The sequence below is a fragment of the Opitutia bacterium genome (assembly GCA_016217545.1).
In the GTDB taxonomy this organism is placed as follows: Bacteria; Verrucomicrobiota; Verrucomicrobiia; order Opitutales; family Opitutaceae; genus Didemnitutus.
In genome coordinates this window covers 419,553-443,075 of sequence record JACRHT010000002.1, presented here as the reverse complement: position 1 = coordinate 443,075, position 23,523 = coordinate 419,553, and the positions used below count along the sequence as shown (strand labels likewise).

Annotated in this window: 16 protein-coding genes; 12 read left to right on the top strand and 4 right to left on the bottom strand. The window is 65.5% G+C overall.

The window, feature by feature from the left end; genetic code table 11:
- The first annotated feature begins 3 nt into the window (after positions 1-3).
- The 11 genes from smc (at position 4) to HZA32_01915 (ending at position 19,093) form a co-directional block, all read left to right on the top strand.
- Entirely contained in the window at positions 4-3,894 is a 3,891-nt protein-coding gene (gene smc / locus HZA32_01965; GenBank protein ID MBI5422823.1) for a chromosome segregation protein SMC, read from the top strand.
- A 296-nt stretch (positions 3,895-4,190) separates the two neighbouring features.
- Positions 4,191-5,258 (top strand): LacI family DNA-binding transcriptional regulator, encoded by a 1,068-nt coding sequence (locus HZA32_01960; GenBank protein MBI5422822.1) that lies wholly within the window; start codon positions 4,191-4,193, stop codon positions 5,256-5,258.
- A gap of 196 nt (positions 5,259-5,454) precedes the next feature.
- Positions 5,455-6,210 (top strand): SDR family oxidoreductase, encoded by a 756-nt coding sequence (locus HZA32_01955; GenBank protein MBI5422821.1) that lies wholly within the window; start codon positions 5,455-5,457, stop codon positions 6,208-6,210.
- A 7-nt stretch (positions 6,211-6,217) separates the two neighbouring features.
- The gene (locus HZA32_01950; GenBank protein ID MBI5422820.1) at positions 6,218-8,413 is read left to right on the top strand and encodes a heparinase II/III family protein; all 2,196 of its coding nucleotides are present in this window, start codon (positions 6,218-6,220) and stop codon (positions 8,411-8,413) included.
- A gap of 19 nt (positions 8,414-8,432) precedes the next feature.
- Positions 8,433-8,783, top strand: a complete 351-nt coding sequence (locus HZA32_01945) for a cupin domain-containing protein (protein MBI5422819.1) — start codon at positions 8,433-8,435, stop codon at positions 8,781-8,783.
- Between the two features lie 3 nt (positions 8,784-8,786).
- Positions 8,787-10,091 carry an MFS transporter gene (locus HZA32_01940; GenBank protein ID MBI5422818.1) on the top strand — a complete coding sequence of 435 codons (1,305 nt, stop codon included), beginning with the start codon at positions 8,787-8,789 and terminating at the stop codon, positions 10,089-10,091.
- Between the two features lie 55 nt (positions 10,092-10,146).
- Positions 10,147-12,696, top strand: a complete 2,550-nt coding sequence (locus HZA32_01935; GenBank protein ID MBI5422817.1) for a TonB-dependent receptor — start codon at positions 10,147-10,149, stop codon at positions 12,694-12,696.
- Positions 12,697-12,904: 208 nt separating this feature from the next.
- Complete coding sequence (locus HZA32_01930) at positions 12,905-13,858, top strand: alpha/beta hydrolase (protein MBI5422816.1); 954 nt, start codon at positions 12,905-12,907, stop codon at positions 13,856-13,858.
- A gap of 184 nt (positions 13,859-14,042) precedes the next feature.
- Positions 14,043-16,292 (top strand): polysaccharide lyase family 7 protein, encoded by a 2,250-nt coding sequence (locus tag HZA32_01925; GenBank protein MBI5422815.1) that lies wholly within the window; start codon positions 14,043-14,045, stop codon positions 16,290-16,292.
- Between the two features lie 238 nt (positions 16,293-16,530).
- On the top strand, positions 16,531-17,733 hold the full coding sequence (locus tag HZA32_01920) for a GAF domain-containing protein (protein MBI5422814.1): 1,203 nt from the start codon (positions 16,531-16,533) through the stop codon (positions 17,731-17,733).
- Between the two features lie 94 nt (positions 17,734-17,827).
- Complete coding sequence (locus HZA32_01915) at positions 17,828-19,093, top strand: beta-lactamase family protein (protein ID MBI5422813.1); 1,266 nt, start codon at positions 17,828-17,830, stop codon at positions 19,091-19,093.
- Between the two features lie 112 nt (positions 19,094-19,205).
- Here HZA32_01915 and HZA32_01910 read toward each other — a convergent pair whose 3' ends face one another.
- Positions 19,206-19,691 (bottom strand): hypothetical protein, encoded by a 486-nt coding sequence (locus HZA32_01910; GenBank protein MBI5422812.1) that lies wholly within the window; start codon positions 19,689-19,691, stop codon positions 19,206-19,208.
- 36 nt (positions 19,692-19,727) lie between these two features.
- Entirely contained in the window at positions 19,728-19,952 is a 225-nt protein-coding gene (locus HZA32_01905; protein ID MBI5422811.1) for a DUF2132 domain-containing protein, read from the bottom strand.
- Positions 19,953-20,103: 151 nt separating this feature from the next.
- On the opposite strand from HZA32_01905, the gene HZA32_01900 reads away from it, so the two are divergent.
- Entirely contained in the window at positions 20,104-21,813 is a 1,710-nt protein-coding gene (locus HZA32_01900; GenBank protein MBI5422810.1) for an MCP four helix bundle domain-containing protein, read from the top strand.
- 197 nt (positions 21,814-22,010) lie between these two features.
- Here HZA32_01900 and HZA32_01895 read toward each other — a convergent pair whose 3' ends face one another.
- Positions 22,011-22,715, bottom strand: a complete 705-nt coding sequence (locus tag HZA32_01895; GenBank protein ID MBI5422809.1) for a hypothetical protein — start codon at positions 22,713-22,715, stop codon at positions 22,011-22,013.
- 15 nt (positions 22,716-22,730) lie between these two features.
- Positions 22,731-23,486 (bottom strand): NYN domain-containing protein, encoded by a 756-nt coding sequence (locus HZA32_01890; protein ID MBI5422808.1) that lies wholly within the window; start codon positions 23,484-23,486, stop codon positions 22,731-22,733.
- Positions 23,487-23,523: the final 37 nt, after the last annotated feature.

Genomic DNA, 23,523 nt, shown 5'->3' with positions numbered 1-23,523 from the left:
TCAATGCATCTCCGCGCGCTCAAGCTTAACGGTTTCAAGAGTTTTGCCGACCAGACGACCCTGAATTTCCAACCTGGCGTCACGGCCATCGTCGGTCCGAACGGCTGCGGAAAATCCAACATCGCGGACTCGATCCGCTGGGTGCTCGGCGAGCAGAGCGCGAAGGCCCTCCGCGGTGGCAAGATGCAGGACGTGATCTTCGAGGGCGCCGACACGCGCAAGCCGTCGCAGTTTTGCGAAGTCTCGCTGCTCCTCACCGAGTGCGAAAAGCAGCTCGGCAGCGAATTCCACGAGATCGAGATCACGCGCCGCGTCCACCGCGACGGGCAGAGCGAGTATTACTTCAACGGCCAGCCCTGCCGCCTGAAGGACATCCACAAGCTTTTCATGGACACCGGCATTGGCCGGACCAGCTACTCGATCATGGCGCAGGGTCAGATCGACCAGATCCTCTCGTCGAAGCCCGAGGAGCGCCGCGTGGTGTTCGAGGAGGCCGCCGGCATCACGAAATACAAGAGCCAGCGTCGCGAGGCGATGAACAAGCTCGCGCTCACCGAGCAGAACCTCGCGCGCGTGTCCGACGTCATCAACGAAGTCGCCCGCCAGATCGGTTCGCTCCGCCGCCAGGCCGCGAAGGCCATGCGCTACAAGCGCCTCAACTTCCGCCTGCGCCACCTCGCGCTCGCGCACGGCAACTACCACTGGAAGCAGATGTCCACGGCGCTGGCCGACCTGGAAGGACGCGTCAGCGGCCTCCAGCACGACGCCGACACGCGCCGCAGCACGCTCGACGAACGCACGCGCGCGCTCGACGAGCGCAAGGCCCACCGCTCCGCGCTCATGCAGCGCGTGCAGGACGCGCAGCAGGCCGTCTTCGATCTTCGTTCGCAAAAGGAACAGGCCGAGAACGCCGCCAACATGGCGCACGTGAAGCGCCAGGGTCTCGCCGAACGCCTCGCCTCGAGCAACGACGACCTCGCCGAACTCGAGATGCAGATCCGCGAGCTCGCCTCGCAGGTCGACACCGGCGCGCAGGACAAGCAGATGCAACTCTCGTTGCTCGGCAGCTCTGACTCGGTGTTCCAGGAGCGGAATCGCGAGCTCGCCGTCCTCGAAGGCGAACTCACGCGCGTCGAGCAGGCGCTCGGTCAGGACAAGTTTCATCTCCTCCAACTCGAGAGCGCCGTCGCGCGCCACATCACCGAGAGCTCCTCGCTCGAGGTCGATGCCCGCACGAGCCAGCACAAATACGATCAGGTCGGCGCCGACCTCGAGGAAGTGCGTGGCAACGTCGAGGCCGCCGCACAGGCGCTGAACGAAGCTCGCACCCGCGTCGAGGAAGCCCGCGTTGAGCAGAGCCGCCAAAACAACGAGGCGCAGGCGGCGCAGGTGGCGTTGCAGGAGGCGACGAAGGATTTCCGCGAAGGTCAGCGCAAGTTGCAGGAGATCGATCGCAACCTCGCGCAGAAGACCGCGCGCCTGAAGCTGCTCCAGCAGCTCCACGAAAAATGGGAGGGCTTCGGCGAAGGCGCGAAGGCGATTCTCCAGGGCCGTTTCACCGCGATCTTCGGCGAGCAAAAATTCGTGCCGATCACGCAAGGCCTCGAGGTCCGCGTCGAGTGGGCGAAGGCCGTCGAGGCGCTGCTCGGTTCGTCGGTCGAGGCAATCTCGGTTGCTGACGTCGACACCGCGCAGAAAATCCTCGCGCAGCTCGAAACCGACAAGATCGGCAGCGTTTGCCTGCAGGTGCCTGGTTTCGGCGGCGGCGCGGCGAACAGCGAACTGCCGGCCGGGTTGAAGCCCGCCACCGAGGCAGTGGCCAATCTCGAACCGTCGCATCCGGCGGCGGCCCTGCTGTCGGCTTGCTACGTGGCCGACGACTTGACGGCGTTCCTTGAATTCTGGAAGGCGAACCCGGCATTCAGTTTCCTCATGGTCGCGACGCCGAAGGGCGATCTCGTCGACCGGCGCGGCCTGATTTACGGCGGCCATCACAAGAAGCCGGCCAACTCGATCGTGCAGCGCGAAGTCGATCTCCGCGAGACCGGCAAGGCCGTCGTCGCCGAACAGACCGCGCACGACGAACAGAAGGCGCTTATCGAGAAGTTGAACACCGCGCTCGTCGAGGCGGAGCAGGCGCTCGAGCAGAAGCGCAAGGACGTGCTCGCCGCTTCGCAACACGCCGCCTCGCTCCACACCGAGGAAAAGAATGCCCAGCGCGCGCACGACGAGGCGGCGAATCGCCTCGGCCGGATGCAGAACGAGCTGGGCAACCTCAAGCGTGACCACGACGAGGCGCTCGCCCGCCACGCGAAGGCGCAGGCGCAGCTCGCCGAGGCGCAGGCCGAAGTCGAGGCGCAGAAGCAGAAGATCGCGCAGACTGAAGCGGAGATCTCCGGCAAGCGCGCCGAGCGCGACCAGAAGAAGGAGTCCCTCGCGCAAGCCCGCCTCGAGCTCGCCGAGCGTCGCCAAAAGGTCGAAGTGCTCGACCGCGGTCTCTCCGAGATGGAGCGCCGCCGCGCGCAGCTCGCCGACCTGCACGACGAGCGCCAGATCGAGATCGAGACGTGGAACGAGCAGGTTTCGCAGCTGGAGAACGAGGCCGCCGGCCAGCGCGCCCGCGCCGAGGAAATCGCCACGACCCTTTCCATCGCGCAGCAGAACGTCGAGTCCGTGCGCAACGAACTCACGTCGATCGAGTCGGAAATCAACTCCGTCGAAGCCGGCATGAGTTCCATTCGCACCGAGGCGGAGAGCTCGATGTCCGAACTGTCGCGCACCGAGGTGAAGGTCGCGGAGACGCGCGCCCGCGTGCAGTTCCTCGTCGAGGAAATCACCCATGAGTTCCAAACCGACGTCTCGACCCTCGATTGGAAGAAGCTCCTTTGGCACTCCGATGACGAGCCGGAGGGCATGAAGGATCTCGACCTCGATGAGGAGGACGAGGGAAGTGGTCAGCCTTCAGCGGTCAGCAGTCAGCCGGCGGCTTTGCCCGCGGCCGCACCAAGCGAAGCGACCGTCGCCAGCGAAGGCCAACCTGTAGCCGGGGGCGTCGACCCCGGCCAACCCGCTCCTGAAGCCGCCGCGAAGCCCGCCCGCCGCAAAAAGAAGAAGGAAAACAAGGGCGAGCCGACCGAAGCCGACTTGGCCGCGCTGGAGAGCACCGACTGGACAGCGATCAAGACCGAGGTCGACGCGCTGCGCCAACGCCTCGGCTCCATGGGCGCCGTCAATCTCGTCGCCATCGAGGAATACTCCGAGCTGAAGCAGCGCTACGAATTCCTCAAGAATCAGGTCGACGATCTCACGAACGCCAAGGCCGCGCTGCTCAAAGCGATCGACGACATCAACCACACCTCGCTCGAGCAGTTCAAGGTCACCTTCGAGCAGATCCGGAAGAACTTCGCCTACACGTTCAACATCCTGTTCGGCGGCGGCCGCGCGGAGATCGAACTCGTCACGGCCGAGGATCCGCTCGAGAGCGGCATCGAGATCGTCGCGCAGCCCCCGGGCACGAAGCTCAAGGGCATCACGCTGCTCTCCGGCGGTCAGAAGACGCTCACAGCCGTCGCGCTGCTCTTCGCGCTCTACATGGTGAAGCCGTCGCCGTTCTGCTTGCTCGACGAACTCGACGCGCCGCTCGACGAGTCGAACATTCACCGCTTCACGAACCTGCTGAAGCAGTTTGTCGACAGCTCGCAGTTCATCATCATCACGCACAACAAGAGCACCATCGCGGCCGCGGATGCGATTTACGGCGTGACGATGCAGGAGCGCGGCGTGTCGCGCACGCTCTCGATGAAGTTCGACAAGGTCAGCGGTGAGGCCGAGGCGCTGCCGACCACCGTCGCCGACGCCGTGCGCAACGCGAAGCCGAAGACGGTCGAGGCGTGACCGATCCGCGCCGCAGCGGCGACAGCGCGCCACGGTCAGCGGCAAGTGCCCGAAGCCCGCGAGAACGCGGGCTTCTTTGTTTTGCGCCCGCTTCATCCGCGGGACGAATGCGCCGCTCCGCCGCGCGGCGGAGCGGGAGCGGGGGAGCGGTAACCTAATAGGTTACTCCTCCCGCGGGCACCTCCGCCCTCCGTGCTGGCGGGCGATGGCAGAGCCAGAAGGGCGGGGCGCGTTGCGACGCGCGGTGCCGCACACCTCGCTTGCCGTTCGACAGGCTTCTTGTATCAACGCACGAGATGCCGAACAAACCGGTGGGACGAGTCACGATTCACGACGTCGCGAAGGCGGCGAACGTCTCGACGTCGACGGTTTCGCTCGTGCTGAACGGCAAGCTCGATCGCATGCGCCAGGACACCCAGGAGCGCGTGCTGAAAGCCGTCGCCGATCTCGGCTACTCGACCAACGAGATGGCGCGCGCGCTGAAGACCGGCTACGTGCCGACGATCGGCCTCGTGGTGCCGACGGTGGCGAATCCTTTTTGGGGCGAGTTCGCGCGCTGCGTCGAGCACGCGGCGATGGCGAAGAATTACCAGGTGCTCCTCTGCAACGCGGAGGGCAATCCGGAGCGCGAGCAGCGCTATGTGGAGTCGATGCTCGCGCGCGGCATTCGCGGCGTGATCCTCGGCTCGTCGCCGTTGTCGCTCCGCCACGTGGCCGGCGTGGTGAAGCGCGGGTTGCGGGCAGTGGCGTTTGATCGCCTGACGCTGAACGATGCCGGACTCGAGCTGGACAGCGTGCGCGTCGACAACGGGCTCGGCGCCAAACTCGCGATCGAACACCTGCTGTCACTCGGGCATCGTCGCATCGCGTTCGTCTCCGGACCGATCAATTCGGCGAATCGACGCGACCGCTTGGATGGTTACCGCGACACGCTGCGCGCCGCCGGCATCGCGCCTGATGCTCGCTTGGAGTGGACGGGAAACGCCAAGGCAGGTGACGACGAGGAGATTGTCACCGAGATCGGACGCGCGGCCGCCGTTGCCTTGCTGAAACAGCCCGAGCCTCCGACCGCCTTTTTTGCGATCAACGACATGACGGCCGTCGGAATCTACGCGGGCTGTCGGGAACTTGGATTGAGCATTCCGCGCGACATTTCGGTTGTCGGCTTCGACGACATCCATCTCTGCGAGATCATGGATCCGCCGATCACCACCGTCCGACAGCCGCTGGTGGAGCTCATGAAATCGGCGGTCGAACTCCTGATCGATCGCATGGAGGGGAAGAACGCTGCTCCACCGGCTCATCTCACCCTTACGCCTGAACTTGTTCTGCGGCGCTCGACGGGGTGTCCGCCCGCCCGCTAGTGGCAGCCAAGCTGTTTCTTATGGGTTTAAAGATAGGAAACGGCTCTCCGATAGTTTGTTAGAATGCTAAGAAGCTGTGTGCTTGGTGAAAAGTCAATCGTTGCACTAAAACGTTTGACTGTCTCCGCGTAACTTCTCAACTTCCCGTCCGCTGCCCCGCGATTCACTCGCCCCTTCGCTCATAACCCCTGCTCTCATGCTCGAACTCCAAGGCAAAACTGCGCTCGTCACTGGCGGCGCTCGTGACATCGGCCGAGCCACTTCCGTGCGCTTGGCTCAGCTCGGCGCCACGGTGGTGGTGAACTACCGCAGCAATCGCGAGCAAGCCGAAGAGACATTGCGCCTGATCGAAGCTGTCGGTGGCAAAGGTGTGCTCGCCCAAGGCGACATCGCCGTGGCTGCGGACGTCGCGCGGGTGGTGGAGCTGGCCGAACAGGCGGGCAACGGGCACATCGACATCCTCGTCAATCTCGCCGGCGGCCTCGTCGCGCGGAAGACCATTGCGGACATGGACGAGGCGTTTTGGGACCAGGTGATCGCGCTCAACCTCAAGAGCGTGTTTCTCGTCACGAAGGCGGCGCTGCCGCTGATGCCGGACGGCGCGACGATCGTGAACGTCTCCTCGCAAGCCGCGCGCGATGGCGGCGGTCCGGGCGCGAGCGCCTACGCGACGGCCAAGGCCGGCGTCTCCAACTTTACGCGTGCGATGGCCAAGGAACTCGGCGCGCGGCGCATTCGCGTGAACTGCGTTTCACCCGGCATGATCGCGACACAGTTCCACGACACCTTCACGAAGCCCGAGGTGCGGCAGCGCGTCGCGGGCATGACACCGCTCGGCCGCGAGGGCAAAGCGGAGGAAGTCGCCGAAGCCATCGCTTTCCTCGCGTCGGGTCGTTCGTCGTTCGTCAACGGTGAGTCGCTCGAGATCAACGGCGGCATCTTCTTCGCCTGAGCTCGCCATGAAGCTGCTACGCTCCGCCTTCGTTTTCAGCGCCGTGCTCGCGACGCAGCTCGTCGCGTTCGCTGTCGGCGTGCATCCGCGCCTGTTGCTTACGCCCGCCGAGGTGAACGATATCCGCGCGTCGCTGGGCCACGCGCCGCTGTTCGACCGGGCCTACGCCGAGGCGAAGGACCGCGTCGAGCGGGCGCTCGCGGCGCCGATCGTCGTGCCGCAGCCGAAGGACGCCGCGGGCTTCACGCACGAGCGCCACAAGGCGAACTACGCCGAGATGCAGCTCGCCGGCTTCCTTTACCAGATCACGGGCGAGGCGCGCTACGCGGCCTTCATCAAGTCGATGCTGGAGAAATACGCCGCGCTCTACCCGACGCTCGGCAATCACCCGGCGGCCGCCAGTTCGTCGCCTGGCCGGTTGTTCCACCAGAGTCTGAACGAGTGTGTCTGGCTCGTGCACACCTCGCAGGCCTACGACTGCATTTACGACACGCTGACGGCGGACGAGCGGAAGAATTTCGAGACGCACATCTTCGAGCCGATGGCGCATTTCCTCGCCGACGAGCGCGCGGAGGAGTTCGACCGCATCCACAACCACGGCACGTGGGCCGCCACGGCGGTCGGCATGGCGGGCTACGTCATGGGCGACGACGAACTCGTGAAGAAGGCGCTCTACGGCTCCAAGATGGACGGCAAGACCGGCGGTTGGTTCAAGCAGCTCGACGAACTCTACGCGCCCGACGGCTATTACTGCGAGGGACCCTACTACGCGCGCTACGTCATCATGCCGTTCTACGTGTTCGCGCAGGTCATCGAGAACAACCAGCCCGAGCTGAAGGTTTTCGCGCGCCGCGACAGCGTGCTGCGCCAGGCCGTCGATTCGCTCCTCCAGCTGACTTACCTCAACGGCGAATTCATCCCGTTCAACGACGCGATGAAGGAGAAGACCTTTCAATCGCCCGAAATCCCGCTCGCGGTGGACTGGGCCTATATCCACTACGGTCGCGATCCGCGCCTGCTCGACATCGCGAAACGCCAGGGCTCCGTCGCGCTCAACGCCGCCGGCCTTGCCGTCGCGAAGGCGCTCGTCGCCACGCCGCAGCCGCCCGCGTTCGAGTATCGCAGCGTGGCCTACGGCGACGGCCCTAACGGCACCCACGGCGGCGTCGGCGTGCTGCGCGCGCCGTCCGGCAATAGCCAATCGCTCGCGCTGCTGAAGTATTCCGCGTTCGGCATGGAGCACGGCCACTACGACAAGCTGAGCGTCATCTACTACGACCAAGGCCGCGAAATTCTCTCCGACTACGGCTCCGCCCGCTGGGTGAACGTCGAGCAAAAGTGGGGCGGTCGCTACTTGAAGGAGAACAAGTCCTACGCCAAGCAGACCGTCGCGCACAACGCCCTCGTCGTCGATCGCACCACCCAATACGGTGGCGACTACGATGCGGCCGAGCATCAGCACTCCGAGGCGCACTTTTTCGACGCGAGCGACGCGAATTTCCAAATCGTCAGCGCCCGCGACACCACCGCCGTCAAGGGCGTCGCGATGCAGCGCACGATCGCGATGGTGCGCGATCCGAAGCTTCCGTTCCCGGTGCTCGTCGATGTGCTCCGCGCGTCCTCGGCGACCGAGCACGACTACGATCTGCCGTTCTACTACCAGGGGCATTTCCTCTCGACGAACGTCCCGGTGAAAATCGCCACCACCGAGCGCAAGCCGCTCGGCAAGGATCACGGCTACCAGCATCTCTGGCTCGAAGGCGAGGGCACCGCGACTGGCCCCGTGCAGTTCACGTGGATGAACGGCAGCCGCTACTACACGGTCACGTCGTCCACCGACGCGAAGACGCAGCTCGTGCTCACGCGCATCGGCGCGAACGACCCGAATTTCAACCTCCGCAACGAAGCGGCCTTCATGCTCCGCACGCGCGCCGCGAATCACGTTTTCGCGAGCGTCCTCGAGCCGCACGGCGTTTGGGACGGCACGAAGGAGTTCACGACGGGCGGTTTCCCGACGGTGCAATCCGTCCGCGTCGTCGCCTCCACCGACGAAGGCACCGTCGTCGCGATCACGGGCAAGGATGGCTTCGCGTGGACGTTGATGATCACCAATCGCGCCGCCGACGCGAAAGCCGAGCACCGCCTCGAAGCGGACGGCAAAACCTACACGTGGACCGGCAACGCCGCGCTCCGCCGCGACTGATTTTCCGATGCATCCCCAGATGTTCGTCCAAAAGGAACAGCTCTTCATCGCCTTCGATTCCATCCCGTGGGAGGACCAGGGCGGGGGAGTGCGACGCAAGGTCATGGCCTACGGCGACCAATTGATGGCCGCCTACGTCGAGTTCACCGCCGGCGCCGTCGGCGCGCTCCACCGCCATCCGCACGTGCAGATCACGTTCGTGAAGGACGGCGCGTTTCGCGTGCACATCGGCGGCGAGGAACGCGTGCTGCGCGCGGGCGACTTCTACTACATCCCGTCCGACGTTCTCCACGGCGCCACGGCGCTCGAGGCGGGCGTGCTCGTCGACGTGTTCTCGCCGATGCGCGCCGAATTCCTCCCGAAGCAATAACTCATGGCACAACGCTCCCATCTCCGCTGGGCAATCATCGGCCTGATCGCGGTCGCGACCGTGATCAATTACGTCGATCGCACCTCGCTCGCGGTGATGTGGCCGAGCATCTCGGCAGACACGAATCTCTCGAAGAGCGACTATGCGAACATCGTCTCGGCGTTCATGGTTTGCTACGCGCTCGGGCAGGCGGTGTCGGGGCGCATCTTCGATCGCGTGGGCACGCGTTTCGGTTTCGTGCTCTCGGTGACGGTGTGGTCGCTCGCCTGCGCCGGCCACGCGCTCGCGCGCAGCCTCGCCACGCTCTCGCTCGCGCGCGGCATCCTCGGCTTCAGCGAGGCGGGCAACTGGCCGGGCGCGACGAAGGCCGTCGCCGAGTGGTTCCCGCGCAATGAGCGGGCGCTCGCCCAAGGCATCTTCAACGCCGGCGCGTCGCTCGGTGCGGTCGTCTCCGCGCCGTTGATCGCGCTTCTCTTCGCGCATTTCGGCTGGCGCGCGACCTTCGTGATCGTCGGCGCGCTCGGCTTCATCTGGCTCGTGCCGTGGCTGATTCTCGCCCGCTCGACGCCGGACAAACACCCGTGGGTGTCGCCCGAGGAACGCGCGCACATTCTCGGCGAACGCCCCGCGAACGCTCCCGCCACCGGCGTCGCGCAAGCGGCCGCGCCCGCGGCGTCGCTGCGCTCGCTGCTCGAGTTTCGCGCGACGTGGGGCGTGATCGTTTCCCGCTTCTTCCTCGATCCGATTTGGTGGCTGTTCGTGAACTGGCTGCCGATCTATCTCGCGGATCGGTTCGGCTTCGACGTGAAGTCGATCGGCCTGTTCGCGTGGGTGCCCTACGTCGGCGCCGTCATCGGCAGCCTTAGCGGCGGCTGGATGTCCGGTCATCTCATCGGCCGCGGCTGGTCCGTCGATAAAGCGCGCAAACGCGTCATCCTGCTCGGCGGCGTGTTGACGCTGCCCGGTTTCCTCGCCGGCGCCTTCGCTCCTTCGCCGATCATTGCGGTGCTCGCGATCGCCGTCGTTCTCTGCGGATTTCAGGTCATGATTAACAACATCCAGACGCTCCCGAGCGACTTCTTCGCCGGTTCGTCCGTCGGCACGGTGGCTGGTGTGGGCGGGATGAGCGCGGTGTTGGGCGTTTTGGTTTTCTCGACGTGGCTCGTTCCGGCGCTGAGCCGCATCAGTTACGTTCCCGTTTTCCTCATGGGCACCGCCCTCGTGCCCTTGGGTATCGCCGCGGTGTTCGTGCTGTGCGGCACGATCCGCCGACTCGACATCTCGACTGCTGTTTCTGGCCGGACCTGAGCGTCCGGTCTCTCTCCCCCAACCGAAAATCCGCGTGCTTCAGGCACCTTTCGCAATGACCACGAAAACACCCCAATCCGTCAAACGTTCTACCACCGGCTGGCGCCTCGCTCTGCCGGTGTTTGCGCTGCTGTCCCCGCTCGCTTTCGCGCAGCAGGCCGCCCCGGCGCGCGACGATAGCGTCGTCACGCTACCGACGTTCACCGTCTCGACCGACAAGGATGTCGGTTACCGCGCCGCCAACTCCGTCTCGGCGACGCGCATCGACACGCCGATCAAGGATCTGCCGTTCGCCGTCAGCGCGTTCACGGAGCAGTTCATCAACGATCTCGGTGCGCTCGATCTGCAGGACGTGCTCCGCTACGCGCCGTCCGTCACCAGCGGCGACAAGAGCTTCGTCGCGGGCAATAATCGCTTCTCGATCCGCGGCTTCGATGGCGACGTGCCGCCGCAGCGCAACGGTTTCGCCGGCAACCGCAACACCGACAGCGCCAATGTCTCGCGCGTCGAAGTCATCAAAGGCCCGGCCTCGCTCCTCTACGGCCAGATCGTGCCCGGTGGCACCGTGAACTACATCACGAAGCGCCCGAGCACCAAGAAACAGTTCTTCAATCTCAAGACCTCCATCGGCGACCAAGGCGACTACCGCGTCGTCGCCGACGTCAATCAGCCGCTCGGCAGCCGCATGGCCGCGCGCGTCATCGGGTCATGGAATCAGGATCCGAAGTGGGCCGTCACCGGCGACACGCACACGTGGCTCTTCGCCCCATCGCTCGCGTTCCAAGTGACGAAGAAGCTCTCGCTCATCCTCGACTACGAGAAACTCAGCCGCCGCGAGGAGCCGCCCGTCGGCATGCAGCCGAACGTCCAAATCGCCGCCTTCAACGCCGCGCCGAGCGCCACGACGTTCGTGAAGGTCTCCGACCGCAGCTACCAACAGGGCCTCTTCGACGCCGGCTCGATCAACCTCGGTTTCCTCGGCATGCCGCCCATCGATCGCGATTTCAATTATCAGGGCGACCACGACTACAAGAAAGCCGACTACGAGAACTTCAACGCCGAGATGAATCTCCAGATCGGCGACCACTGGGTCGCGCGCGCCAACTACAGCTGGAACGCCCGCAGCGTCCTCTACAAGCTCACCGGCCTCGCGCAGTGGGACGTCACGCCGACCGCCGCTTACCGCACCGCGACCGTCTCGTATTTCGACTACCTCCGCGAATACCTCGCGAATCCCACCGCCGTCCTCAACGACCCCACGAAGACCGCGAGCGTCCTCCTCAATCGCCGCAAGCGCATCCAGACCAGCGCCGACGGCTTCAACACCTACCAGTTCGACCTCTCCGGCAAATACGAGTTCGCCGGCCTCAAGTTGAACCCGCTCTTCGGCGCCTACCGCCAATACAGCCGCTCGGGCGGCGGCATGACGCTCAGCTCCAGCTCCGCCTACGGCAGCTACAGCGCCACCGACAACGCGCTGCCTTTCACCCCGTGGAGCTACTTCGACCAATCCACGTGGGACCGCTCCGCCGACTACGATGAGTTCGCGCTCCCCGTAAGCAGCGCCGGCGGCTTCACGCGCGGACGCGAGGACGCCTACTACGGCGTGCTCACCGCCAAAATGCTCGACGACCGCCTGATCTTCATCGGCGGCGCGCGCTACGATCGTTACCGCGCGGGCGGCGCGTCGGGTTACACCTACGACGTCAACAAAACCACACCGCAGTTCGGCGCCGGCTGGCACATCACGCGCGACTCGCTGCTCTTCGCCAACTACAGCCGCTCGTTCCTCGTCGACGGCACGTCGCTCACGATCGAGAACCCCGACTACAACCCGAACATTCCGCTCAACACCACGACCAACCCGCAATCGATCCGCACGCCCGCCGCTCCGACGCGCGGCCTCGGCTACGAATTCGGCTACAAGACCGACTTCCTCAACGGCCGCATCTCCGGCACCGCGACGTGGTTCCATCTCGAACGCGCCGATCGCATCGTGACCGTTCGCCAGCCCGTCGTCGGCCTCAACACCAGCGGCGTGCTTTCGACCACCGAGGTCACCTTCAGCAAGCAAGGCACCGTCGACCAGAGCGAAGGCGTCGAACTCGAGTTCACGCTGTCGCCGCGCGACAACTGGCAAATCTACGCGACCTACACGTCGATGAACATCCGCACGACCAAGGTCACGCTGCCCACGCCGCGCCTCGCCACCGACCCGAAAGTCTCGGGCGACTACGCGTCCTACCTCGCCGGTTTCAACGAAGCCGTCCGCCTGCTCCTTGGCGCCACGCCCGAAGGCTCCGCCGAGCGCATGGCCAGCCTCTGGACGCGCTACAGCTTCACCGAAGGTTCGCTCAAAGGCCTGTGGATCGCCGGTGGCGGCAACTACACCTTGCAAAAAGCCCAGCGCACCGCCAACCCCGCGCTGTTCCTCCCGGAATACACGCTCTTCGACGCCGCCGTCGGCTATTCGTGGAAGCGCAACAAGCAGCCGTGGGACGTGACGCTGAACATCAAGAACCTCACCGACGAAACTTACTTCCCGGCGAACCAAGCGCGCGGCAAGCCGCGGCAGTTCGTCCTCAGCGTCGGCACCACGTTCTAATGTTCTCCGACTGAACGGCGGCGGGCGTCGACCCGCCGCCTTCTTCCGTGTCCACCCTTCGCCAGCGTTGCGTGACCGTGCTCCCTGCGCGTTTCGCGACGCAATTCAGGTGGGCGCCGCCGACCCCGGCGGCGCCGCGAGCGAGGCGTGAGCACCGTCGCCGCCGGGACGTCGGCGACCACCGTGTGAACTGGCTTTTTTCCCTTCCATGATCATCCGCCCGCTCGCCTCGCTCTACCTGCTCGCCGCGCTCATCGTCGCGTTCACTGCGACTCGTGGCGTCGCCGCTGCCGCTGAATCTCGAGTCATTCCGCTCTGGCCCGAGGGCGTGCCCGGTGCGTTGCCCAATGCCGGCGATGAATACGTGAAGGACGACCGCGTCTACAACGTCCAGGTCCCCACGCTCACGTATTTCCCCGCGCCGGCCGATAAAGCCATCGGCACCGCTGCGATCGTCTGCCCCGGCGGCGGCTACGTGCGCCTCGCCGTGACGAACGAAGGCAACGGCATGGCCAAGTGGCTCAACTCGCTCGGAGTTTCCGTCTTCATCCTCAAATACCGGCTCAAGGAATACGGCCATCCCGCACCGCTGCGCGACGTGTTGCGCGCCGTCCGGCTCGTGCGTTCGCGCGCGACCGAGTTCGACGTCGACCCGCAGCGCATCGGCCTCTTCGGCTCCTCCGCAGGCGGCCACCTCGTCGCCTGCGCCGGCACGCTCTACGATCACCCCGACGGCAAAACCGGTGCCGCGCTCGATGCCGTCAGCGCGCGTCCCGATTTCATGGTCATGCAATACGCGGTGGTCCAGATGGACACCGCGGTCGTGCACCGCGGCTCGCGCGAAGCGTTGCTCGGCAAAAATCCATCGGCCGAACTCATCGATCTCCTCTCTGTCGATCGTCACGTCACGAAGGACACGCCGCCTGCCTTCCTCGTCGCCACGCGGGAGGACACGTCGGTTCCACTTGAGAACTCGATCGCATTCTACCGCGCGCTGCGTGCGGCCGGCGTTTCGGCGGAACTCCATCTCTACGAAAAAGGCCCGCACGGCTTCGGCATGCGCGCCGGCTATGGCCCGACCTCCGAGTGGCCGCAGCGCGCCACCGAGTGGTTGCGCAGCCACGACTGGCTCACTCGCGCCGCCGCCCGAACTTCACCCTGAATCCCCATGACCTCTCCGCGCATCTCCGGCGCGACGCGTCGCCCGCCTTAGCGACTGCGCGCCTGCTTTGCCCCCGCTGTTGAAATCCCCCGCCGGTTTCTTGGGCCGCGAAACCGCTACGCTTGTTCGGCTAAACCACGTCCATCGCTCAAGCGCTGCGTCCCGCGCAGCGCAGTTTCGCCACATGAAACGCAATCTACTCCTCACTCTGTTCTTTTTCGCGAGCGCTGCTTCAGCGCTTTTCGGTCAGACGATCACGAAGTTCTCCATTCCCGCCGCGTCCGTCACGGCGAGCACCTACGACACCGCCAACAACGCCGTCCCTGCCAACGCCGTCGATGGCAGCCTCTCGACCCGCTGGGCGGGGCAGGGCGACGGAGCCTTCATCACGTTCGACCTCGGTCCCTCGCAGACCGTCAGCTACGTGAACATCGCCTGGTATCAAGGCAACACACGCACGGAGAACTTCGAGATCCGGGTCTCCACCGACGGCCTTGCTTTCACGACCGTGTGGTCCGGCAACAGCAACGGCACCACTGCCGGCCTGCAGACCTTCGACTTCACCGATGTCGCCGCGCGCTACGTGCGCATCGTCGGTCACGGCAATTCCTCCGGCAACGGCTGGAATAGCATCAGCGAACTCGAAGTCTGGGGCGTCGTCGGTTCCAGCGGCGGCGGCTCGACCGGCACCGTGCCCTTCACCGTCGAGGCGCAGTCCGTCGGCTACAATTCCTCCTACTGGTCGCTCGTCAGCGACGCGGCTGCCTCGGGCGGCACCGCGTTGAAGGAACTCGTCAACAGCACCGGCTCCGCGCCCGGCACTGGCGGTCTCGTCTACACGTTCACGCTCTCCTCGGCCTCGACGGTCTACCTGCAGATCAAGGCCAAGGCCGCCAACACCAGCAGCGATTCCGTCTGGGCGCGCCTCGATTCCGGCAGCTGGTCGCAGTTCACGTTCGACTCCACGAACCAGTTTACTTGGCGCAACAAATCCTACTCGAGCGTCGCCGCCGGCACGCACACGCTCGAGCTGCGCTGCCGCGAGGCCAACGCCCTCGTCGATCTCGTCGCGGTCACGCTCGACAACGGCACGCCACCGCCGGTCGGCACGAGCAATGTCGCCGCTCCCGTCTTCAGCCCCGCCGGCGGCACCTACACGACGGCGCAAAACGTGGCGATCTCCACCGCCACGAGCGGCGCCACGATCCGTTACACGACCAATGGCACCGCGCCGACGTCGACGACGGGCACGATCTACTCGAGCCCCGTCAACCTCGCCGCCACCGCCACGCTCCAAGCCATCGCTTACAAGTCCGGCCTGACCGACAGCACGGTGACGAGCGCGACCTACACGATCACGAGTTCGCCGCCCCCGCAGGTCGCCGCGCCGACGTTCAGTCCGGCGGCGGGCACGTATTCCAGCGCGCAGAACGTCACGCTCTCGTCATCCACGAGTGGCGCGACGATTCGCTACACGACCAACGGCACCGCGCCGACCTCGTCGAGCGGCACGGTCTACAGCGGCGCGATCAGCATCGCGTCGACCACGACACTCAAAGCCATCGCCTACAAATCCGGCATGACCGACAGCAACGTCTCGAGCGCGACCTACACGATCACGAGCAACGGCCTCGATCCGAACGCGCCCCCGGGAACCAACTTCGATCTCTCGCACTGGAAGATCACGCTCCCGATCAACAACGCCGAGGAACACTCCGCGTCCGAACTCGTCGCCGGCTACGAACACCCCGACTGGTTCTTCACCGACGCGGACACTGGCGGCATGGTCTTCAAAGCGCCGAACATCGGCGACACCACCGGTGGCTCGAACTACACGCGCTCCGAGTTGCGCGAGATGATCACGCCGAGCGGCGACACCCATTCGCACGCCAACAACTGGGTCATCGCGACCTCCTCCAGTTCCGCAAAGAGCGCCGCCGGCGGCGTCGACGGCACGATGAACGCCACACTCACGGTCGACCACGTCTCCACCACCGGCGACTCGGGTAAACTTGGCCGCGTCGTCGTTGGCCAGATCCACACCGACAACCGCTCGCCCAACACCGAAGTCATCCGGCTCTACTACCACAAGCGACCGAGCGACACGAAGGGCGCGATCTACTTCGGGCACGACGATCCGTCGAATAACAACTCCTACATCGCGATCATCGGCGATCCGAACAACCTGAACCCGTCCAACGGCATCGCACTCGGCGACACCTGGAGCTACGAGATCAAGGTCGCAGGCCGGACGCTCACGGTGAAAGTGACGCCGCAAGGCGGTTCGACGACCACGGTCAACTACACGCTCGAGTCCGGCTACGACAACGCCGACCTCTACTTCAAAGCCGGCGTCTACAACCAGAACAACACCGGCGACACCAGCGACTACGTGCAGGCGACGTTCTACTCGCTCACCCGCGCACACCCGTAGTGGCCGGTCCGTTCACGTTTCGGTTTCCCGCAGCCCGCGCCGTCGCGCGGGCTGCTTTTTTTCCCGGCCAAAGGACGGCTTTACTCCCGGCGATCCCGGGATATCAGTGTCTCCGAACACAACCGGCTTCCCCACGGGCCAGATGGAAGCCACCCCAAAAGGAGCCGCCATGAGCACCTACCACGCACGCTCGGGCGCCGGGGATCCGTCCTTGGCGTCACAGGATAACATCTCGGCCTTGCCGTCAGACCTGGCTCGTCTGGTCTGCGCCGTGCAGGACCTTTCCCAGGCCCGTAGCATCGAGACCGTCCAGGAAATCGTGCGCCATGCGGCGCGCGAACTTGTCGGCGCGGACGGCGCCACCTTCGTCCTGCGCGACGGCGGCCAGTGCCACTACGTCGACGAGGATGCCATCGCCCCGCTCTGGAAAGGCCGGCGCTTCCCCTTGGAGGCGTGCGTCAGCGGTTGGACGATGCTTCACCGCCGGCCTGCCGTCGTGGAGGATATCTTCGACGACCCGCGCGTGCCGGTCGACGCCTACCGAGCCACGTTCGTGAAGAGCTTGGTGACCGTCCCGATCCGCTCGAACGACCCGATCGGAGCCATCGGCACCTATTGGTCGCAGCGCCATCGCGCGACGCCCGTCCAGATCGAGCTCCTGCACGCGCTCGCCAACACCACGGCCGTGGCCCTGGAGAACGTCCAGGTCTATCGCGAACTCGAGCAACGCGTGGCCGACCGCACCCGCGCGCTCCAGCACGCCAACGAGGAACTCGCCTCGTTTGCCGGCTCCGTTTCGCACGACCTGCGCGCGCCGCTCGCCGTGATTGGTGGCTACGCCGATCTGCTGCGCATCACCAATCCGGCCGCCTTCGACGGAAAATCACGCGAGATGCTCGAGCAGATTCCGCGACAGGTCGCGAGGATGTCCGCGCTCATCGACGATCTCCTGCGCCTCTCGCACATCCGCGAGGCCTCGCTCACGCGGACGCCGGTCGATCTCGCGGCGCTCGCCCGCGACATTGCCGCGGGCCTCGCCGCGCGCGAATCCGCGCGAGTGGTGGAGTTCGTGACGCCGCCGGCGCTCCCGGCGCGGGGCGACGCGCCGTTGCTCCGCATCGCGCTGGAGAACCTGCTCGCCAATGCGTGGAAATACACCGGGCGCGCCGCCAGCCCGCGGGTCGAGTTCGGCCGCATCGTCGCGCCTGACGGCACCGCCACTTTCTTCGTGCACGACAACGGCGCGGGCTTCGACATGACCCAGGCCGCCCAACTCTTCACGCCGTTCCATCGCTTGCACAGCGCGAGCGAATTCGCCGGCACCGGCGTCGGCCTGACGATCGTCGCCCGCATCATCGAGCGTCACGGTGGCCGCGTGTGGGCGGAGAGCAGCCCCGGCGCCGGCGCGACGTTCTTCTTTGTTCTCGGCGACGGGACCTGACGCAGACAGCCGGGTGCGCTCCCTCGAGGGGCGCCGCAGTGCACACACTTCGCGCTTACCAAATGCGCGCGGATGCGGTTGGCTGCGCGGCATCATGCTGTGTGTCTCCGCCCTCCGTCGTTTCGCGGCGTGTTTCGCTGCGGCCCTCGTTCTTTTTTCCGCGACGCTGCGCGCCGCCGATCCCGCCGCCCTCGGTTTCGATCCGCAGCGGCTCGCGCGCCTCGACGCCATGATCCAGCGCGAGATCGACGCCGGCAAACTCGCCGGCGCCGTTGCCATCGTGAAGCGCGACGGACAGGACGCCGTCCTCAAGGCCTACGGTTATAGCGACGTCGAAAACCGCATCCCGATGCGCACCGACGCGATCTTCCGCATCGCCTCGATGAGCAAGGCGTTCACGACGGTCGCCGCGCTCATGCTCTATGAGGAGGGCCGTTTCCTGCTCAGCGACCCGATCAGCAAGTGGATCCCTGAGTTTTCGCACTCCGTCGTCGCCGTGTCGCCGCCGCCCGGTTCGCCGGCCGATGTGAAATACGTCACCGTGCCCGCGAAACGCGGCATCACGGTCCACGACCTGATGACGCACACCGCGGGTCTCACTTACGGCGATTTTCTCGCGAAGGAGGATTACCAGAAGGCGAAATGCTACGGCTGGTATCTCGTCGATCACGACGAGACGATCGGCGACGTGGTGAAGCGCCTCGCGAAGCTCCCGCTCGCTTCGCAGCCCGGCGAGGGTTTCGACTACGGCTACGGCACCGACGTGCTGGGTTACCTCGTCGAGGTCATCTCCGGCCAGCCGCTCGACAAGTTCATCGAGGAACGCATTTGCCGCCCGCTCGCCTTGAAGGACACGTGTTTTTATCTGCCCAAGGAAAAAGCCGACCGCCTCGCCGTCGTCTACGGCATCGTGGACGGCAAGCTCACGCGCATGGAGGACTCGAAGCGCACGGACTTCATCGACGGCCCGCGCAAGCTCTTCTCCGGCGGCGCGGGCCTCGTCTCGACGGCGAGCGACTACGGTCGGTTTCTCCAAATGCTCGTCAACGGCGGCGAACTCGACGGCGTGCGCCTGCTCAGCCCGCGCACCGTCGCGCTCATGCACGTCAATCACACGCGCGACCTCTTCAAATGGGGCACGCGCGCCTTCGGCCTCGGCTTCTGGGTCAACGAGGAGCCGGGCAATCTCGGCGAGAACATCGGCCAGGGCGCCTACGGGTGGGGCAGTGCTTATTACCCCGAATACGCCGTCGATCCGAAGGAGCGCCTCGTGATGCTCCTGATGATGCAGCTCAAGCCCAACGACGGCGGCAACCTCAACCATCGTTACAAGCCGGTCATCTATCAGGCGCTGAAGTGACGGCGGTCGGCTGCGGCAAGGCTTGTCGGCGACGAGCGCGACTGCCCGGTCTTTCGCGCGTTTTCGTTTCCCTGCACGTGTCGGGCCGGGAAAGCGAATTCAGTGCGATCGTCTAGCTTGGCAGTTCGCCACGTCGCGCTTCGGCCTTCACCTTGGACCACTCGATGTTCGTGTGGCCCTGCACGGCGGTGAGCAGCGCGTTGGATTTGCTCGCGATATCCGCGGCTTTACCGACGCCGATCTGTCCGCGGATCTCGTTAACGAGGTTTTGGATCAAGATATCGGTCTCGTTCGGCTCGGTCGGTTGCAGCAGCACTTGGATCCGGCGGCCTTGGGTGGCGAGCGTGATCCGAAGGTCGTCGGCTTTGGCCGCCTCGGGCGGCGGCACGGCGGTCAGCGCGTCCGCTGCGCCGATGAACGCTGCGGTCGCGGCCCGCAACTCCTGCACCCAGCGGAGACGTTCGCCGGTCACGGTGGAGGAGACGCGTTGGTGGCTCGCAGCGCGTCGGGCCGCGAATAAATTCCAAATACTCACGCCGAGGGTCAACGTGCCGACGACCGCGGACCAAGCGTCGATGGACGATTTTTCAGGAGGCATCAGGCAATGCTCCAAAGACCGGCGCGCGGGGCAAGTTCACGCTCCGCGTTTCCAAGTGACGTAGATCTCCTCGACCTTCGCGCGCGCCCACGACGTTTTGCGCAGGAACGTGAGCGAGGACTTGATGCTCGGATCGAAGAGGAAGCATCGCACCGGCACGCGCCGCCCGAGTTCCGCCCAGCCGAATTCAGCGACGAGTTCCGTCAGCAATTTCTCGAGCGTGACGCCATGCAGCGGGTCGTTGGATTTGAATTCGGGCATCGCGGAAGGATTCAGCGGAAAAGGGCGGCTGGGGGCAAGCGCCCCCCGCCGCCAGGTGCGGTTGTCCCCGGTCGCCCTCGCCCGACCCCGACGGGAGAATCTCCCGCGCGCGCCCGCGTCGCCTAGCTCGCGGTGGCGGAGCGATTTGGCGATGGCGGGCGCTTCACGCGCGACGAAGGCCGATTTTCCGCTCAAGCGCTGGGAGGCGTCGCCGATGTATGCCGCACGCTGGGTGCATCCCTTGATGGAACCACTGCGGTCGGGCTTCCAATCGGGAAGAAAGGCCATGGGCAGCGAAAGCAATTTCTCTCTCATGCGAACAAACCATTGGACCATTGCGCGCCGGATTGTGACCGGCGGCACCTTCATCATAGCACTCCTCCTCACGGTTGCGGCCGTGGGCTTCTTCTCGCTCCGCGCCGCCGCGGATCGGGCGGAGCAGCGACTGGTCAACGACGCCGTGCCCGGCATCGTCTACAGTGCCGAGATGTTCGCGCAATCCCAGCGCCTCCAGGTTCGCGCCTTGTTGCTCTCGACGGTCACGGATCCGCAGGAGAAACAGGAGCACCTGGAGCACATGGCGCAGAATATCGCCGCCTTTGACAAGGCCGCGAAGGCCTACGAAGCGGCGATCTCGAACGATGTCGATCGTGCGAACTTCGCCGAGCTGCAAACGAAGCGCTCGCATAACGCCGAGGCCCGCAAGACCTACGTGGAGCTGATCTCCTCCGGAAAGCGAGAGGAGGCCATCGCATTCCTCCACGGCACTTATACGCCGGTATTTTACGCCTACCGCGACCACCTCGCCAAGATGCTCAAGTGGAACCAAGACGTCGCGACCACGGTGGGCAACGACATCCGCGAGAGCGCGATGGCAGCGGCCAACTGGGCCGGCGGCATCGCGCTCGGCGCGCTGCTCGCCGCCGTGATCGTCGGCTGGTGGGTGATTCGGGGTATCAATCGCGTGCTGCACGACATGGCTGGCGCGCTCGACGAAGCGTCCTCGCAGGTGGCCGCCGCGGCGGGGCAGGTTTCCGCCAGTTCGCAGTCCCTCGCCGAGGGCTCGAGCGAGCAGGCCGCCTCGCTCGAGGAGCTGGCGTCGATGACCAAGCGCAACGCCGAGGGCGCGACGGACGCGAAGCAGACCGCCAGCGCCGCCCGCCGCTCCGCCGATCGCGGCGCGGAGCAAATGCGCGCGATGCAGACTGCCATGCAGGCGATCAAATTGGCCTCGGAGGAGATCACCAAGATTCTCAAGACGATCGACGAGATCGCGTTCCAGACGAACATCCTCGCGCTCAACGCCGCGGTCGAGGCCGCGCGCGCCGGCGAGGCCGGCGCGGGATTCGCAGTCGTCGCGGAGGAAGTTCGCAACCTCGCCCAGCGTTCCGCGCAGGCCGCGAAGGAAACCGCGACCAAGATCGAGGACTCCGTGACCAAGAGCGCGCAGGGCGTCCAGATCAGCACCGAGGTCGCGCGGAGCTTCGAGGAAATCCAGGGCAACATCCTGAAGCTCGACGGTCTCGTGGCCGAAATCGCCACCGCCTCGAGCGAACAGAGCACCGGCATAGGCCAGGTCACCACCGCCGTGTCGCAGATGGACAAGGTTACCCAGTCGAACGCCGGCAACGCCGAGGAAACCGCCGCCGCAGCCGAGGAGCTGAGCGCGCAGTCGCAGGTGCTCAAGGAAAGCGTCGGCGCCTTGCAGGCCCTCGTCGGCAGCCGCGCGAGCTCCGACACGCCCGCTCCCCGCAGCCCCGTCAAATCACCGTCCCACACCGCGCGTCCGCGTCAGACGCTGGCGAATAGGCCGACGGTCAGCGCGGCCAAAGCTCCGGAGCACGATCTTCATTTCGTCTAGTTGTTCGCCGACGAATGGAACGGCAGGCGGCTCGTCCGTCTGCCGTTTTTTTGGTCAACTGAGCACGGGCCGCCGCGAAAGGCGCTCGGGAACAGGAGCGCGGTCGGTGGCAGTTGATCGTTGGCTTCGGGCTGATCGTGATCGAATGCGCGTGAATCCGCTACGAATCGACTCGAGCCCACGTGCCGACGACGCGCTCAACTAATCAGCAGCAAGCGCACCTCACCCGGATCGGTTTCCGGTGCGCGATGAATGCACGGCGGCACCGGATTGGCCGGATACTCCACGGCGATGCGCCAGAGATTGAAATGGCCGAAAGCGAACGGCTGCGCACCGCGTGCCGCCGCGTAGTGCAGGTCGTAGGAATGCTCGGCGAGGAACTCGCGAAAACCGTCGTCATCCGCTCCGCCGTAGCGCGCCAGCAACGCGGCGCGCGTAGCCGGATCGTCGACGCGCCGCGTCGCGTCCTCGTTGCGCAAGCCTTCGCTGCACGGCCCGAAATACGTGCACAGATAGGTGTCGAGCGGCACGGGCGCGCGGTCGGCGTGCCATGAGAACACGTCGGTCGCCACGATCGCATCCGGCTCGTCGTGCGCGGAGCCGTTGATGAAGTTCAGCACCGGATCGAGCTGCCGATCGCGCAGCAGCCGGAAGTCGGCCAGCATCGCCTCGACCGCGAGGCGGCCTGCGGCGCTGACCGGCAGAGCTTGCAACTCCGCTTCGTCCAGCGCGTGGATCCCGGCCTCGTCGCGCGCAAGCCGCGCGGCGACCTCCGCGAAATCCCCCGGCAGCGCGCGCGGCCAGCACAGCGCGTTGACGCCGTCCGTGAGTTGGGTGCCGACCAATTCGTCGAAGCTCCGAACTTCGCGGAGGCGAAAATAGTCGAAGGGATGGGAAGACATGCCGAACACCACGGGCTAGCGGTGCGCGTAGACAACCCGCTTCTGCGCATCGATCGACAACACGCGTCGCGCCTCAAGCGCCGCCAGCAACGCGGCCACGTCCGCCTCGGCGGCGTTGTTGCCGAGCGCCGCCCGCAGATGGGCTGCGAGCGCTTTCTGCGTCGTGGGCCGGTTCTTGTTCGTGGGGTTGGAGAGTCGGGCGAAAATGGCATTTTGGCGCCGCGCGAGGTCCGGGATGACGTCCATGCCGATGCGCGGCGGGAGCGGGGTGTCGGTCGGTTTCGCTGCGGCGGCGGAAGTCGGCGGTTTGGCGGGGGAATAAGCCGAGGGACGCGCGTGCGGCTTCGGAGCGTGCGTCCGCGCTGCCCGGGCTGGACGCACCGATTTCCGAGCGGACGCGAATGCGGATACGGCCGCAAAGCTCGGGACGCGCTCGACGCGTGCGCCGGCGCTCGTCAGGTGCGTAACCATGGGATCGAAATCCTGGTCGCGGGAAACGATGACGTAGTTCGCCTGTGGGTGCCGCTCGATTTCGCGTCCGAGATACATGGCGAGCGTTAAATCGAGCGCGTTGCGTCCGGAGCCGCCGACTTCGACGGGCGTCACCTGAGCCGCGAAGGTGTGGAGCTGCGTGGCGAGCTTGACCGGCACCTTGGTCTGCTTTGCTCCGATGAGAAGCGTGACATGCACGGGCTTTTCCTTGGCGAGCGCGAGGTCCACGTCCTGCACGTTTTCGAAGTCGACGAAGATGAAGTGAGTGAAGTCAGGCATGGAGTAAGTCGGATGAAAATCGAGGTTGTTGCGTAGC

Coding starts and splice junctions, on each gene's coding strand:
- HZA32_01935 (MBI5422817.1), top strand. CDS start 10,147: ATGACCACGAAAACACCCCAATCCGTCAAACGTTCTACCACCGGCTGG.
- HZA32_01950 (MBI5422820.1), top strand. CDS start 6,218: ATGAAGCTGCTACGCTCCGCCTTCGTTTTCAGCGCCGTGCTCGCGACG.
- HZA32_01910 (MBI5422812.1), bottom strand. CDS start 19,691: ATGCCTCCTGAAAAATCGTCCATCGACGCTTGGTCCGCGGTCGTCGGC.
- HZA32_01930 (MBI5422816.1), top strand. CDS start 12,905: ATGATCATCCGCCCGCTCGCCTCGCTCTACCTGCTCGCCGCGCTCATC.
- HZA32_01915 (MBI5422813.1), top strand. CDS start 17,828: ATGCTGTGTGTCTCCGCCCTCCGTCGTTTCGCGGCGTGTTTCGCTGCG.
- HZA32_01895 (MBI5422809.1), bottom strand. CDS start 22,715: ATGTCTTCCCATCCCTTCGACTATTTTCGCCTCCGCGAAGTTCGGAGC.
- HZA32_01905 (MBI5422811.1), bottom strand. CDS start 19,952: ATGCCCGAATTCAAATCCAACGACCCGCTGCATGGCGTCACGCTCGAG.
- HZA32_01940 (MBI5422818.1), top strand. CDS start 8,787: ATGGCACAACGCTCCCATCTCCGCTGGGCAATCATCGGCCTGATCGCG.
- smc (MBI5422823.1), top strand. CDS start 4: ATGCATCTCCGCGCGCTCAAGCTTAACGGTTTCAAGAGTTTTGCCGAC.
- HZA32_01960 (MBI5422822.1), top strand. CDS start 4,191: ATGCCGAACAAACCGGTGGGACGAGTCACGATTCACGACGTCGCGAAG.
- HZA32_01945 (MBI5422819.1), top strand. CDS start 8,433: ATGTTCGTCCAAAAGGAACAGCTCTTCATCGCCTTCGATTCCATCCCG.
- HZA32_01955 (MBI5422821.1), top strand. CDS start 5,455: ATGCTCGAACTCCAAGGCAAAACTGCGCTCGTCACTGGCGGCGCTCGT.
- HZA32_01890 (MBI5422808.1), bottom strand. CDS start 23,486: ATGCCTGACTTCACTCACTTCATCTTCGTCGACTTCGAAAACGTGCAG.
- HZA32_01925 (MBI5422815.1), top strand. CDS start 14,043: ATGAAACGCAATCTACTCCTCACTCTGTTCTTTTTCGCGAGCGCTGCT.
- HZA32_01900 (MBI5422810.1), top strand. CDS start 20,104: ATGGCGGGCGCTTCACGCGCGACGAAGGCCGATTTTCCGCTCAAGCGC.